Origin of the sequence: Vibrio sp. 14G-20 (assembly GCF_026241515.1) — a bacterium.
GTDB lineage: Bacteria > Pseudomonadota > Gammaproteobacteria > Enterobacterales > Vibrionaceae > Vibrio.
Genome location: NZ_JAPHPW010000004.1, coordinates 226,360 through 240,496 on the forward strand (window position 1 = coordinate 226,360; position 14,137 = coordinate 240,496).

Genomic DNA, 14,137 nt, shown 5'->3' on the forward strand with positions numbered 1-14,137 from the left:
CTGACTACTCAGCCTCAACAACACATGCTAACAAAATCGTGATTGGTAACGCGTTCTTGTCCGAATATGACCTCCCAATTCTACGCTACTCATCGCACAATGGCTTTAATTGTTAAAATAATGTGAACCATCGCAATGATAAAAACGAGTCTAGCCCCACACAGTTTGATTGATTCTGATGGTCAGCCGATCATTGGACATTTCGATGGCATCCCAAAGCACCTGAACATCGAGAACTTTGACTACCGAAACTCGATGGACTCAAAAGCAAACCCTTGGCAGAAGCACTTCCACTATAAGCAATTCCAGTTTGCCAGCATCGTCACCGACACGCACATTATCGGCGTCGCTATCGCGGATATTCGCTACTTGGGCTCAGCGTTTTGTTATGTCTACAACATCGAGAACAACCATCTAGAAGAGTCATCTTGGTTGAGGCCATTAGGGTTTGATAAGCATGTAACGCCTTCACCATTCGAAGGAAAAACAAGCATTGCAGATCAAAGCGTCACCTTTGATATTGAAGACGGACAATGGCGAGTTTGCTTGAATACCAAACTCATAACGGTCGATATCGCTTTAGAGCCTGAAACCGACAGCTTGCCCTTGGCGATGTGCAGCCCAACGGGCTATTCAGGTTGGACTTACACCCAAAAGCACAATGCTTTGCGCATCAGCGGCGACATCCAAATCAAGGGAACATCATTAACCCTCACGCAAGCTCGTGCCGGTTATGACTTTTCAGCGGGATACATGAGGCGCGAAACCAGTTGGCGCTGGGCAAGCATCAACACGCAATCCAATGGCACTGATATTGGCTTGAATCTCGCGGCGGGCGTCAATGAAACCGGAGGCTGCGAAAACGTATTGTGGGTCAATGGAATCAGGCACTTGCTTAACCCGGTACAGTTTACGTTCAGTCGCCAAGACACGAACTTACCTTGGCAGATAACATCACAAGATGGACGTATAAACCTGACCTTTACGCCCTTAAATAACCGCAGCGAAAAGCTCAATTTATGGCTGTTAAAGAGTAACTTTCGTCAGTTCATTGGTCACTTTTCTGGCTCGATTGAAGACAACAATGGAGTGACACATCAACTCGATGGTGTTCTTGGTCTAACAGAAGATCACTTTGCCCGCTGGTAGCGAAACTCTGCTGATTGAATCTCAGACGATCGAGTCTAAGTAAACTTGATACTAAAAACGCGTATGGCGTCTCAACAAGGATAAAACATGAATATCGACGCATTAATCAATCATCCGGAATGGCTGCTGTTGGTATTGGCGCCTTTGTTCATGATCTGTATGTTGGCCGAGTATTTCATTGGTCAAAAGCAAGGCCGATTACCAGACAATTCAAGTTACAAGCTATCGGAAGTCATGTGTAACTTCACGTTAGCAGGCATGCATCAACTCTCCGATTTGTTAACCGGGCTGCTGATCGTTCAGCTCTACCTGTGGCTGTTTGGTTGGCGCTTAATGGACATTGAAATGGGTGTATTGAGTTTCATTGTATTAATGGTTCTACAGGACTTTTTCTACTACTGGTTCCACAGAGCAAGCCACCGAGTTCGATGGATGTGGGCAGCACACGTCGCGCACCACAGCTCTGAACGTATGAACTTCAGTACCGCATTTCGTCAAAGCCTAATGTACCCGCTTGCGGGAATGTGGCTATTTTGGGTACCACTCGTCATCATAGGTTTCGCCCCTAAATGGGTAATCTTCGTGGTACTTCTGAATCTGGGTTTACAGTTCTTTGTGCATACTCAGTGGGTACGAAGCCTAGGGCCTTTGGAATACCTTTTTAATACCCCATCCCACCACCGTGTTCATCACGGCAGAAATCCGCAATACATCGATAAGAACTACGCTGGCGTTCTTATTATCTGGGACAAGTTATTTGGGACGTTTGAACCGGAAGTGGAAACAGTGCGTTACGGCGTCACCAAACCTGTAGAGAGTTTCAACCCGATAACGGTGACCTTTCAAGAGTGGAAAACCATATTCAAAGATCTGCGAAACCAAACGCTAACCATGAAGCAGAAAGTGAAATTAATGCTCTCACCACCTTCTGACTAAATAGCCTACATAAAATAGATTGTTCATCCTAGTACACTTTATGGAAGTCGATAAAATTAAAGGTGAGATCGCTTACCCAAAAGTCCCCATCCAAGTCGGCACCTTGAACGTATCTTTTGTCGCCCATCTCTAAGGTGATAATGTACTTTCCAGCGATCAGCCCCTCTACCATGTAAAAACCGTCACTCTCGATTTCGCTCGAATATTCCGTTCCTTTCTGAATATGTTTGAAGTGCAGATACGCATTGCTCTCGATAGCGCCCTCCACTGTGCCATCGACCCCAAATGACACCACCATTTCGATGTTCGCATGAGTTAATCCAACCTGCTTGGTATTAACAAACACAGGGTTTTGAATCGGCGTGAGGTTTAGGTCTAGTGCCCCTTCATCAATATAGATAGGCAGATTGCTTCGAGCGGGAACACTCGAGAATTCAAAGCGCCCTTTTGCATCGCTCACAGCACGTTGGTCGAGTATCTGCAGGCTCACTCCAGATATCGGTTGCTTGTGGTGATCATAGACAACCCCAGTCAACTTAGAATGGTTGTACCGGTTCCACTCAACAAACTCACCGATGTCCTCATCGAAGTAGGTTTTAGCCCCAAATTCCGTCGTCATTTCCACACCGTATTGGTCCTCTGTTCCTTCCAACTTAAACAACAGATAAGGATTCACACGCGCCTCTAAAGAGGCAGTAAACGACACATCTTGTTTCTGGTAGCGAGCAGATACATTGGTGGTGAGTTCTTGGAATACATTAAGAGGATCAAGTACACACTCTTTACATGCGTTTCTTAAAGAGAGCTCTGTGCGTTCATGATGACCAGAGCCATTAACCGTGCCAGAGATGTTCCACGAGGTATCAGAAAAACCACTTTTGGCGAGCTCGACTGTGTGTAAGTAGGTATCTTCATGGCTGTCCTTTGCGTATTGATAATCGCCCGCATAAGAGAGAAACAGATTACGCGACACCTTGGCGTTCACTTTTGGCTCGACACTGAGTTCATCTTCATCGTCCCTTACGGTTAAAAAGGCCGTGAGATTTGCAAGCGACAAGTTGTACTTGAACACGTCATATTCCATCGACTCTGAATCCAGTTCATCGGTTTTATTGAGCTCGATTGACGCAGATTGGTCGCCGCCGAGTAAGATATCAAACTCCATTGGAAAACGATTAAAGTCGGGTAACCAACCGATATGACCTGCAAACCAATGTGTCGGTAAGTATCGCCCCTGAAAGCCAACCAAGTCTTTGCCATGTTGCCTCCTAAAAGCGCTACCTACGGTAAAGTAATCAGCAAATCCATACTCCAGAGACACGGCACCCGCTCTGTCTGTACCTTCATTCCCGACCACCTGAACGCCCCACTCGTTGCGTGGCAAAAAAGCATCTTCTAAACCAGCGACGGTAATCTCTTCTTCCTGCCAGACACCTTTCGATAGGTAGTAGCGAAACTTAATGGTGTCACCGGGTGAGATGTTGTCTTCTTCAACAACAAAGCGTCCAAACTCATCAGAACGATACGTCGTTTGATAGATGCCATTAACCAACACATCGATGCTGATATTGGGCTGAGTAGTACGCTCCAGTTGTAAGTTGCCAAACTCTGGCTGACGCTTTCGGTTGGTATAATACAGCCCATCTTCGAGTGTTTGATTGACGGTAAATACACTGCCATCTAACAGCACGTGTCCAATTTCAAGTGAACCTTCTCCATCATGTGCTTCAACCGCAATGTTGTAATAGACGATAGGCTGATCTTCTCGCGAATCAATAGACAACCTAGACAAGGAATGTTCGGTACTTAAGATAGTGTCGGAAATGGCATAAACATCACCGCCCGTTTCACTGTCATGGTAAACAGAAGCTGCTACTCTTATTGCCAAACCCACGGTCGCAAGCGGCTCTATGGCCGGAGTATTACTAGCACGCTTCAACTCTTCTGCTTTCTTACGGGATTCATTTTTGATCTTAGAGATCACCGCTTCCAACTCGGTTAACGAGCTGAACTCAGGAGAAACGGTTAGCCGATAGTCATCAATGTCCCATCTGATTTTGGCAGGAATACAGGCTTGCAAGCTGTACCAATGAATGTAGGTTTCCGAGTCAATCACTTCAAACTTGATTGACTGGATGTTGTTGTCATCGCGATTATTGTTTTCATCGCGATAACAGGCGGCTTGCTCGGTATCAACGATATAAGGAGGAGACTCTCGCCCAACATCTTGCGGTAAGTAGATTTCACAATAGCCGTTGTCATCGCATTGCCCATTCATCTCTAGCAGAGAAAACGCAGCGTTTGATATCGAAATAAACGGCTCTTCGTAATCATCCATCATGACACGATAAAAGCTATCACCGACTTGCCCTACTCGAACTTCGATATGAGCAGGATAAAGTTCAGTCGCCTCGCTTTCCCCTTCTGACTGCGAATGAGCGACAAATGGAAACAATGAACAAAGCAATGCAACTCGACAAGCCAAATGTTGAAACATGAATCTTGTCGTTACTCAGTCGAGTGCACAATCACTGACAACACAGTTCAAGCTACAGAACACATTCGTACAAAGGCTGGTCGTTCTGCACCAATGAAACCTTCGAACCCTTTGGTAGCGGTTTGGTTAATTCTGCATTGCGAAGTAACACCACCTTTTCGCTGTGTTCGTCGACATTCAATTTAGCGCTGAACTGGAAATTACCGTCATTCGTAATCTTGAGGTTCTGATCATCACATTGAAACTTCACATCTTGTACCTGCTCGCCTTTTTGTACATAAACCGGTACATAGCTGTTGATATGAAAGTTGAGTTGAAACGCTGAACCGTTGTTAGAACGAACCTTTCTCGATAAATCTGGCGGGGAAGCTTCAGGCGCCTTCGCGATAGGCGAAAACCATAGATAAGCTCGATATTCGCCATCTGGCATGTCGTCTGGCAATGCGTTCATACGTAAGCGAACGGTGCGTCTTTGGTTGGGTTTCAATTCACGAATAATCGGCGGTGATACTTTAATCCAATCAGCGATATTTTCAGACTCAGCGATGTTTGCGTCGGTACGAACTAAGCCACTGGCCTTTACTGGTCGATAGATTGGTTTGATCTCCAATCGAATCGGTTCATCCGAATTGTTCTCCACCACGATTTTTTCCGTCACAGAGGTATCAGCATCTAAGACAAAACGAGTTGGAGCGATTAGGAGTTGAGCAGAGGCTTGTGCCGTGAAAAGTAAGCCGAGAGCACATGAGATAAACAACTTCATTTATAATTAACCTCAAAAGGAATTGTACTGGTATAAACGCCAGCGGGATGATTAGCGCCGATTTTCACTCTTGCACCAATGCACAGTAATTTGCTTCTTCCATTGCCTTTTATCTTGGCTCTGCCTCGCTTTGATAAGCCGCAACCAAAATAGAACTTTTTAATACGAAGACGTTTGGATTTACGAGAATGGTTGAGGTACTGCTTAGAGGGGAGCGAAACCACGATCTTTTTACCCGGCTCACCTTCTACATAAAAGCGAACTACGTAAATCTGACTATTAGCCGGATTAGCATCAGCATTTTGACCCGATCCAGAGATATACATACCCGGAAATTTCACCTCCATATTTTCAGGAATGATTTCGAGTGCATGAAACGGACTTGAATAAAAAGTCAGACCGATATAAATAGCGTATTTGAATAGAAACTTCATCGTAAAAATGGCTGCTCTACAACAGCCACAATATTATACTGGTTTCATTTAATTACTGGTAAGTTACATCTACTGCAACGTTTGCAGTATAAGTACCAGCAACTAATGTTGCACTTGAAGTACGTGCAGTGCCGCCAATATTAAGATTCGCATTGCCACCCGTTAGGGTTATAGCGCTATTAAAGTCGAATTCAGCCGCAATCGTATTTGCACCGTTAACTAAGTTAGTGTCAGAAATACTTACTGTTACTGCATCACCTGATTCTCCAGAAAGCGTAAACGCCGCAGCTCCCGCATCACCTTGAGCGATAACAACATCAGTTGTGTTATCTGAAGTGATGATACCGAAGTCTAGATCACTGGTTTTTGTCATTGTAATTGCTTGTTTTACTTCTAGTGTTGCATCAAAAGTGTCACTCACAGCGAAAACGTTCGCTGAAGAGATAGAAAGTGCAGATACAGCAACAACCTTAAAGACTTTGTTCATTTCTTTAATCCTTTATATAAATTCGGCTTTATTATTAGGGTTACCTAATAGTCAATCAGAGTTAACAATTAAGTAACAACAATCCTATTTAGAAAATATATATATTGACACTTATTTATAAAGAAATGAGGCGCAGTGAGAATAAGATCACGCAAATTGATATAAATAACACTAACAAAAATAGTGGTATTTAGGTGTTTTTATTAATTAGATATAAAACTGGTTTTACACTTAATCCCTTTAATTTTATACGTCATTATTTTTATAAAACACGCTTGATTTAAAACATCCGAATAACAAACAAAAATAATAACCAAGAACTTTATTTAAATGAATAACTATATAGATCACCGTGTTGCAATATAGTCTCACAAATGAAACAAACCAGCATTAATATCAAATTGTAATAAAAGTGAAATAATAGATTTTCGTATTAAAAAGTCTAGACCTAAGTTTTAAACATTGCTCTTAAACAGTATTAAAAATGAGACACGTAGATCTATCCAACTTAATTCCCCCTGCAATCATAAATACCCAATGACTCATCAAAACTAAGTGAATTATATTGCCGAAAGACTACTAAATTGGGGAGAGCATTAGACATTAGGATATGACGGTTTAAACGGTCGTCTGATAGCTTAAACATCTGTACCTTGATAGTGCCCGTGACTCTCGACCACCGCCGCTCATGTAAACCGTAAACAGGCAGAACCGTTACGAAGAAATCGCCACAATTCGATTCAAAAGCTTCCCTGTTGACTCGATTGAATAGTAAAGCACCGTTTTCCGGCAATTTATTTGTGATCTGGGTTGCACGCGTACCGCATACTATCAGATACTGAACAAAACTAACCTTCAGCCACAGTAAACGTCATCCGCTTACTGTTCAGGAAATTCAATGAGTTCAGATAATCAGCCAACCTACTTCTTTTTCGATTACGAAACATGGGGCGTGAGCCCAGCGAAAGATCGTCCGAGTCAATTCGCAGGTGTTCGTACCGACCAAGATTTCAATGTTATCGGAGAACCTTTGGTTATCTACTGCCAACCTCCTGCTGATTATCTTCCTGCACCTGAAGCTGCGCTGATCACTCGCATCACACCACAAAAAGCCATGTCTCAAGGCCTACCTGAGCCTGAGTTTATCGCCAAGATTCATGCAGAGCTTGCAAAGCCAAACACCACAAGCCTTGGCTACAACAGCATTCGATTCGATGACGAAGTAACGCGATACACTTGTTACCGCAACTTTATTGACCCGTACGCATGGAGCTGGCAAAACGGTAACTCACGCTGGGATCTACTCGACGTGATGCGTGCCGTACACGCACTTCGCCCTGAAGGTATTGTTTGGCCAGAGAATGAAGAAGGTTACCCAAGTTTCAAACTGGAACACCTATCTGTGGCAAATGGCATTGAACACGAAAACGCGCACGATGCGATGGCCGATGTTATTGCGACTATCGAATTAGCGAAAAAGCTGAAAGCTGCACAACCTAAGATGTTTGACTACCTCTACAACATGCGCCACAAACGCAAGTTGAACGAATTAGTCGACATCGTAAACATGACACCTCTTATGCACGTGTCAGGAATGTTTGGTCGTGATTGCAATTACACAAGCTGGATTGTTCCTATGGCTTGGCACCCGACCAACCAAAACGCCGTTATCGTGGTGGACTTAGCGAAAGATCCTAGCCCACTGCTTGAGCTAGATACTGACGAACTAAGAGACAGACTCTACACCAAGCGTAGCGAGTTAAATGAAGATGAGTTGCCAGTGCCGATTAAACTGGTACAGCTCAACAAGTGCCCTATCCTCGCACCAGCAAAAACCCTGACGGCTGAAAACGCGGAAACGATCGGTATTGACCGTCAGCAGTGCTTGAAGAACCTAGCACTACTACGTGAACACCCAGAGATTCGTGAAAAGCTGATTGGCTTGTACTCACAAGAACGTGAATACGAAAAAAGTGATGATGTAGACACACACCTTTACGATGGCTTCTTCTCTCCAGCAGATAAGACCGCGATGAACATCATCCGTGAAACTGACCCGAATAACTTGGCTGCTTTGGACATCACTTTCAGTGACGAGCGTATTAAGCCGCTGTTGTTCCGTTACCGCGCTCGTCATTTCCCATGGACACTTGATGAAGCTGAGCAGCTGAAATGGGCGAACCATTGTCGTGAGTTTTACGAGAGTCGCTTAGAAGAGTACATGCTGAATCTAGAAAACCTCGCACATGAAAACGAAAGTGACGAGAAGAAAATGGCTATCTTGAAAGCGGTTTATCAATACGTAGAAAAGCTAGCTAGTTAATTCATTATCAAGAGATGTGACACTTTGAAAGAAAGATTGATCAAACTCGTTTACTGCTTAATCTCCTTCACCTTAATCATAGGTGCTCTCACTGCAGGTAACGCGTTACAACAATATCTAGAGACCTCAATTCCAGGCAGTATTTTTGGCATGTTGATTCTGTTTGCTGCCATGGTGATAGGTATTGTTCCATCACACTGGGTACAACCCGGTGCCAGTCTGATTATTCGTTTGATGATCTTATTGTTCGTCCCAATCAGTGTTGGGTTAATGGATCACTTCGACATGCTTATCGCCAATGCATTGCCAATCATGGCGAGTGCCGTTGGTGGCACGCTCATCGTATTGGTGTCTTTATCATGGTTCTTAGACCGCTTGCTTTCGAGAGGTAAATAATCATGTGGATTCTACTGACCATCGTTGTGTTCCTGTTTGCTCGTTGGGTAAGCCAAAAAGTGAACTCACCACTGTGTAACCCTTTACTGATCAGCATTGGCATCATTATTCCAATTCTGTTGTTCTTCAAAGTGCCTTTCGAAACTTACTACGCAGACAACACTTGGATCACTTATATGCTTCAGCCTGCGGTTGTGGCTCTTGCTTACCCTCTTTATGAGCAGTTGCCTCAAATTCGAGCTAACTGGCGCATTATTACCTTTGCCTGCACGTTAGGCAGTGTGATGTCGATGACAACCACAGCTATCATTGCGGTAGCTTTTAAAGCCGACCTTAGCTTGATTGCGAGCCTGCTAGGTAAATCGGTTACGACGCCGATTGCGATGGAAGTATCGAGCCATTTAGGTGGTGAAGCAGCCATTGCGGCAATATTGGTTTTGATCGTAGGTCTGTTCGGGGCGATTTTTGCTTACCCTATCTATAATCTGATTGGTATTAAGAGCCCTATTGCCAGAGGTTTAACCATGGGTACGGTTTCTCACGCTTTGGGCACCGCGACTTGTGCGGAAAAGAACCAAGAAGATGCCGCATTCAGTTCATTGGCTTTGGTGCTCTGTGGCGTTATCACCTCAATCATTGCACCTAGCGTGTTCTCAGTTGTGATTTGGTTCTATTCTTAACCTAAACGATCACTGCGCGATTCAGCCCAACCAGAATGCTGTGATTACAGTGTCTGTTTGGGCTTTTTATTCGCCTTTATTCAGCAATAGCTGTCAAGTCACGGTCTTTTACGAGCAATAAGTGCGATATCAACTGTATAAATGGCTCTTGTAATCGATTTCAAGTGTGACCTCACTCTAATTATGCAAACCAATGTAACAACAACAATTCAATAGTGATCGTTATCACAGAAAATTCCTGAGTATTGCATAAACTTAAAGCCTAAGGTCAATTAAGGATTCAACATGAACAGTCGTATTACCCTGGCGCTGGAAAGTGCTCCATCATCAATGAAAGCGCTTTTGAGTGACATCGTATTAGCAGACAACTTTGACGCGACATTGTCTCCAGAACAGTTCTCTAGCCTACTTCAAGCAAGTGGTTTAGCAGATGACGAACTACGTATCGCACTACTTCCTTTTGCTGCTGCGTATTCATACGCTCCATTATCTGACTTTTACGTTGGTGCAATCGTGCGTGGTTTGTCTGGTACTTTGTATTTTGGTGCAAACCTTGAAATCGCTGGTGCTCAACTTGGCCAAACAGTACACGCTGAGCAATCTGCAATAAGCCATGCATGGATGAAAGGCGAGCAAGGCATCTCAGATATCACCATCAACTTTAGTCCTTGTGGTCACTGTCGTCAGTTTATGAACGAACTGACCACAGCGAAAGAGCTTAAAGTTCAGCTTCCACAACGCGATGAGATGTCACTACAAGAATACCTTCCAGACTCTTTTGGCCCTGCTGATTTAGGTGTGACGACTGGGCTAATGACTAAGCTTGATCATAAGTACACGACTGAAGAAACAACTCCTATTGTTGTAGAAGCACTAGCAGCACTAAACCGCAGTCACGCTCCTTACACCAAAAACCTAAGTGGTGTTTCACTACAGCTGACGTCGGGTGAGGTTTTCACCGGTGCTTACGCTGAAAACGCAGCATTCAACCCTAGCCTACCGCCTCTACAAGTGGCATTGATTCAACTCAAACTGGCGGGCTTCGACTTTGAACAAATTGAAAGTGCAGCTTTGGTTGAAATTGCTGAAGGCAGCATCAGTCACCTAGCGGATACGCAATCTACATTAGAAGCGATTAATCCCGACATTCCAGTGACTTACTTAGCAATCTAAGTACATCTATTTAACATAATTTTAAATAAGCGGCCCTATTTAACGGGGCTGCTTTTTTTATGCTTGTAATTAACACTGCAAGTTGCGCAAACGTTTGCTTTTGTCATTTAAATAAGTATGATCACCCCGTTTTCAATCAATCGTTCAAAAGATCGGAAGGAATTTCTATGTTTGGTACTGCTACTCGCGAAAATGCTACTCGTGTACTTCTATTAGGTTCAGGTGAACTCGGAAAAGAAGTTGCTATCGAGTGCCAACGTTTAGGTTTAGAAGTTATTGCTTGTGACCGTTATGCAGACGCACCAGCAATGCAAGTTGCGCATCGTAGCCATGTATTAGACATGTTAGATGGTGATGCTCTTCAAGCTATCATTGAGCTAGAAAAACCAGATTATGTGGTTCCTGAAATTGAAGCTATTGCCACCAGCAAGTTAGTTGAACTTGAAGCACAAGGCTTAAATGTTGTTCCAACGGCGAATGCAACCAAACTAACGATGAACCGCGAAGGTATTCGTCGTTTAGCTGCTGAAGAGTTGAAACTAAGCACTTCGCCTTACCGCTTTGCAGACACCTTTGAAGATTTTTCAGCCGCTGTTGAGTTCGTGGGTATGCCTTGCGTTGTTAAGCCAGTAATGAGTTCTTCAGGCAAAGGCCAAAGCGTTATCAAAACCGAAGAAGATATCCAGAAATCTTGGGACTACGCACAAGAAGGCGGTCGTACTGGCGCGGGTCGTGTGATCGTTGAAGGCTTCATCGACTTTGATTACGAAATCACACTGCTTACCGTTCGTGCAGTCGACGGTGTTCACTTCTGTGCGCCAATCGGCCACCGCCAAGAAGACGGTGATTACCGTGAATCATGGCAGCCACAGGTCATGTCTGACAACGCACTGAAAGCGGCACAATACACGGCAGAGCAAGTGGTTAACGCACTAGGCGGTCACGGCATCTTTGGTGTTGAGCTGTTCGTTAAAGGCGACCACGTTATCTTCAATGAAGTCTCCCCTCGCCCACACGATACTGGCTTGGTGACTCTGATGTCTCAAGACTCATCGGAATTTGCACTACACGTACGCGCATTTACAGGTATGCCGATCAGATCAATTACTCAGTATGGCCCTTGTGCCTCTGCGGTAATCCTTGGTCAAGGCACATCAACGAATATTCGCTTTGAAGGCCTTGCAGAAGCGCTAGACGCACCACAAACACAAGTTCGTCTGTTTGGTAAGCCTGACATTGATGGTCGCCGTCGTCTTGGTGTGGCGCTAACTCGTCGCAATAGCACAGAAACAGCAATTGAAGACGCGATTGAAAGCGCTTCGAAAGTAAAAGTGATTTACTAACCCGCGATTCAATTCTGAACAATCGCGAGTTCAAATCTGAACAATAAAAAAGACGGGCTATCGAGCCCGTCTTTTTGTTGGTGTTATCTTTTTATTTGAACAAACTGAACTTAAACGTCTGACTCAATCAAATACACTTCCTCACAGAAGCGAGACAAACCTTTCTTCGCAATCTTAGGATGTTCATCGTCTGCGATGTCCTGATTCAACAATGTGATCTTATAACCTGCGAACAGCTGATCGATTTCTAGCTTAGGTACGCTAAACGGAGGCCCTGCCATTTCGTTTTGATTGTAATCCAGCGTCACCAGAAGAATCTTGCCACCCGGTTTCAGTAGTTGTTTCAAACGCTCGACATACTGCACTCGCATCTCTTGAGGCAATGCCACTAAAGAAGCGCGGTCATAAATAATGTCGACAGGCTGAATAGGTGCTGTGAAGTAATCTCCTGTGTAAACACTCAATTCATCGAATTGGTAAAGCTCATGCTGACCACTGATTTGAGTCACAGTCGGCGTGTAAAAATGCTCTGAGAAAAATGCGCGTACCGCGATTTGGCTAAGCTCAACTCCTTGAACCTCTTCATGCTTAGACGCTAACCAAATAAGATCTTCGCTTTTGCCACAAAGTGGGACAAACACACTCTTCTCGTAGCTAGGGTCGGTTTTTTTCCAAAATTCAATCAGAAGTGGGTTTACATCTTCAAGGTGGAAACCAATTTGGTTGGCTGCCCATTTATTGTGCCAAAATTCAGGATTATTCATCTTTCGTTCATGTTAAACAGTCATAATGCAAGGGTACAGTATAGAGAGGTAAGAGCAACCTTAGCTTGGTTTAAAGTTCCAAATTGGTTTCAATAAAATCAGAAACTGGCCGAGTTCAAAGTTCTTAAAATTGCGGAACAAACGCTTGAATTATTTGTCTATATGTTCACATTTTAAAGCAATATTAAACGTTAGAGTTGGTTTCTGCCTTAGCTAGCCCCATTTAATATGTAGTGAGTTTAGTTAAGCTGTTTTTACTCTTATGCGTTACTGGTTACCCCTTTTGACTACCCGTTTTTGTAACCTTGTATTTTGGAGTTTGAATGAGTGTATTTCTCCGTACGACGGCCCTAATGCTTCTAGTATTGAGCCGAGCGCCTGCATTCGCAGCAGCACCTGTTTCAACGAGTTCAACTGATCAATCGCGCACTCCAGCGCAAAACCAAGTTTCATCAAACGTATTCCGCCATAGCCTAAGCGGTCTATATGGCATTAAAGCATTCGACTCACGTCCGACTCAGCCTTATACCGATTTCGACATCCTTTACAGCAAAGCTCACCAAGCACAAGCTGAGCTAGAAACTATCTGTAAAAGTACTGCCCTACTAACCAATTCAGAAGCCCTGTTCGCAGGTGTTAAATCTCAAGCTCGTGCAGAAGAGAAAATTGACCTTGAGCTTGATGGCGATGTAACAAGAATTACCGATCTAGCTCGTGCAACGATTATCGCAAACGACGTAGAAAGCTTGGTTGAAGTGTATGAATCACTAAGCCGTGAAGCGGACGTTGTGAAATTGAAAAACAAGTTTAAGTCACCTGCTGATTCTGGCTACCGTGACCTTAACCTGTTAGTTCGTTTGCCTAAAACCAACATTATTGCTGAAGTTCAGCTTCACTTGAAAGCAATCGCTGACGTGAAAAGTGGCCCTGAGCACGAGCTATATAAAATTATCCAAGGTATTGAGCGTCACGCCATTGCAGAACATCGCCCAATCAACGATATCGAAGCGGCGCAAATTAATAGCCTAAGACGCCAATCTTTAGAGCTTTACCAACAAGCATGGCAACCGTATATCACGACTCATATTAAAGCCGCGTAAACCGTTTAGAACACCACAGAATATCAACTCAAAGGGCTGCCATTAATTTGCAGCCCTTTCTTTTTGGCTATATTACATTCTGGAGATCAGTT

Annotated in this window: 13 protein-coding genes; 8 read left to right on the plus strand and 5 right to left on the minus strand. The window is 43.9% G+C overall.

Annotated features, from left to right (window positions below; translation table 11 throughout):
* The first annotated feature begins 135 nt into the window (after positions 1-135).
* Positions 136-1,149: a DUF2804 domain-containing protein gene (locus tag OQJ75_RS05485; RefSeq protein ID WP_265971302.1), complete on the plus strand. Its 1,014-nt coding sequence runs from the start codon at positions 136-138 to the stop codon at positions 1,147-1,149.
* Between the two features lie 87 nt (positions 1,150-1,236).
* The gene (locus tag OQJ75_RS05490) at positions 1,237-2,085 is read left to right on the plus strand and encodes a sterol desaturase family protein (protein WP_265971301.1); all 849 of its coding nucleotides are present in this window, start codon (positions 1,237-1,239) and stop codon (positions 2,083-2,085) included.
* Between the two features lie 28 nt (positions 2,086-2,113).
* Here the strand turns inward: OQJ75_RS05490 and OQJ75_RS05495 are convergent, their stop codons facing one another.
* The 4 genes from OQJ75_RS05495 to OQJ75_RS05510 are packed head-to-tail and all read right to left on the minus strand — an operon-like array spanning position 2,114 to position 6,266.
* Positions 2,114-4,582 carry a carboxypeptidase-like regulatory domain-containing protein gene (locus OQJ75_RS05495; RefSeq protein ID WP_265971299.1) on the minus strand — a complete coding sequence of 823 codons (2,469 nt, stop codon included), beginning with the start codon at positions 4,580-4,582 and terminating at the stop codon, positions 2,114-2,116.
* A 52-nt stretch (positions 4,583-4,634) separates the two neighbouring features.
* A complete protein-coding gene (locus OQJ75_RS05500; RefSeq protein ID WP_265971297.1) occupies positions 4,635-5,345 on the minus strand; it encodes a molecular chaperone in 711 nt (236 codons plus the stop codon).
* Complete coding sequence (locus OQJ75_RS05505; protein ID WP_102433211.1) at positions 5,342-5,779, minus strand: DUF4402 domain-containing protein; 438 nt, start codon at positions 5,777-5,779, stop codon at positions 5,342-5,344. Before OQJ75_RS05505 ends, OQJ75_RS05500 begins: the two co-directional genes overlap by 4 nt.
* 52 nt (positions 5,780-5,831) lie before the next feature.
* Positions 5,832-6,266 (minus strand): DUF4402 domain-containing protein, encoded by a 435-nt coding sequence (locus OQJ75_RS05510; protein WP_055318636.1) that lies wholly within the window; start codon positions 6,264-6,266, stop codon positions 5,832-5,834.
* Between the two features lie 898 nt (positions 6,267-7,164).
* Here OQJ75_RS05510 and sbcB point away from each other — a divergent pair.
* The 5 genes from sbcB to purT all read left to right on the plus strand — a co-directional run bounded on the left by sbcB (position 7,165) and on the right by purT (position 12,181).
* The gene (gene sbcB, locus OQJ75_RS05515) at positions 7,165-8,589 is read left to right on the plus strand and encodes an exodeoxyribonuclease I (RefSeq protein WP_176681394.1); all 1,425 of its coding nucleotides are present in this window, start codon (positions 7,165-7,167) and stop codon (positions 8,587-8,589) included.
* Between the two features lie 24 nt (positions 8,590-8,613).
* Complete coding sequence (locus OQJ75_RS05520; protein WP_265971295.1) at positions 8,614-8,985, plus strand: CidA/LrgA family protein; 372 nt, start codon at positions 8,614-8,616, stop codon at positions 8,983-8,985.
* Between the two features lie 2 nt (positions 8,986-8,987).
* Entirely contained in the window at positions 8,988-9,665 is a 678-nt protein-coding gene (locus OQJ75_RS05525; RefSeq protein WP_017629975.1) for an LrgB family protein, read from the plus strand.
* 285 nt (positions 9,666-9,950) lie between these two features.
* Complete coding sequence (gene cdd, locus OQJ75_RS05530; protein ID WP_265971294.1) at positions 9,951-10,838, plus strand: cytidine deaminase; 888 nt, start codon at positions 9,951-9,953, stop codon at positions 10,836-10,838.
* A 167-nt stretch (positions 10,839-11,005) separates the two neighbouring features.
* Positions 11,006-12,181, plus strand: a complete 1,176-nt coding sequence (purT, locus tag OQJ75_RS05535; RefSeq protein WP_265971292.1) for a formate-dependent phosphoribosylglycinamide formyltransferase — start codon at positions 11,006-11,008, stop codon at positions 12,179-12,181.
* A 110-nt stretch (positions 12,182-12,291) separates the two neighbouring features.
* Here the strand turns inward: purT and OQJ75_RS05540 are convergent, their stop codons facing one another.
* Positions 12,292-12,945 carry a thiopurine S-methyltransferase gene (locus tag OQJ75_RS05540; protein ID WP_265971290.1) on the minus strand — a complete coding sequence of 218 codons (654 nt, stop codon included), beginning with the start codon at positions 12,943-12,945 and terminating at the stop codon, positions 12,292-12,294.
* A gap of 323 nt (positions 12,946-13,268) precedes the next feature.
* On the opposite strand from OQJ75_RS05540, the gene OQJ75_RS05545 reads away from it, so the two are divergent.
* Positions 13,269-14,045 carry a RelA/SpoT domain-containing protein gene (locus tag OQJ75_RS05545; RefSeq protein ID WP_265971288.1) on the plus strand — a complete coding sequence of 259 codons (777 nt, stop codon included), beginning with the start codon at positions 13,269-13,271 and terminating at the stop codon, positions 14,043-14,045.
* The last annotated feature ends 92 nt before the right edge of the window (positions 14,046-14,137 follow it).

Excerpts from the sequence above, each read along its gene's own strand:
- OQJ75_RS05485 (WP_265971302.1), top strand. The coding sequence starts at position 136 with ATGATAAAAACGAGTCTAGCCCCACACAGTTTGATTGATTCTGATGGT.
- OQJ75_RS05490 (WP_265971301.1), top strand. The coding sequence starts at position 1,237 with ATGAATATCGACGCATTAATCAATCATCCGGAATGGCTGCTGTTGGTA.
- OQJ75_RS05495 (WP_265971299.1), bottom strand. The coding sequence starts at position 4,582 with ATGTTTCAACATTTGGCTTGTCGAGTTGCATTGCTTTGTTCATTGTTT.
- OQJ75_RS05500 (WP_265971297.1), bottom strand. The coding sequence starts at position 5,345 with ATGAAGTTGTTTATCTCATGTGCTCTCGGCTTACTTTTCACGGCACAA.
- OQJ75_RS05505 (WP_102433211.1), bottom strand. The coding sequence starts at position 5,779 with ATGAAGTTTCTATTCAAATACGCTATTTATATCGGTCTGACTTTTTAT.
- OQJ75_RS05510 (WP_055318636.1), bottom strand. The coding sequence starts at position 6,266 with ATGAACAAAGTCTTTAAGGTTGTTGCTGTATCTGCACTTTCTATCTCT.
- sbcB (WP_176681394.1), top strand. The coding sequence starts at position 7,165 with ATGAGTTCAGATAATCAGCCAACCTACTTCTTTTTCGATTACGAAACA.
- OQJ75_RS05525 (WP_017629975.1), top strand. The coding sequence starts at position 8,988 with ATGTGGATTCTACTGACCATCGTTGTGTTCCTGTTTGCTCGTTGGGTA.
- cdd (WP_265971294.1), top strand. The coding sequence starts at position 9,951 with ATGAACAGTCGTATTACCCTGGCGCTGGAAAGTGCTCCATCATCAATG.
- purT (WP_265971292.1), top strand. The coding sequence starts at position 11,006 with ATGTTTGGTACTGCTACTCGCGAAAATGCTACTCGTGTACTTCTATTA.
- OQJ75_RS05540 (WP_265971290.1), bottom strand. The coding sequence starts at position 12,945 with ATGAATAATCCTGAATTTTGGCACAATAAATGGGCAGCCAACCAAATT.
- OQJ75_RS05545 (WP_265971288.1), top strand. The coding sequence starts at position 13,269 with ATGAGTGTATTTCTCCGTACGACGGCCCTAATGCTTCTAGTATTGAGC.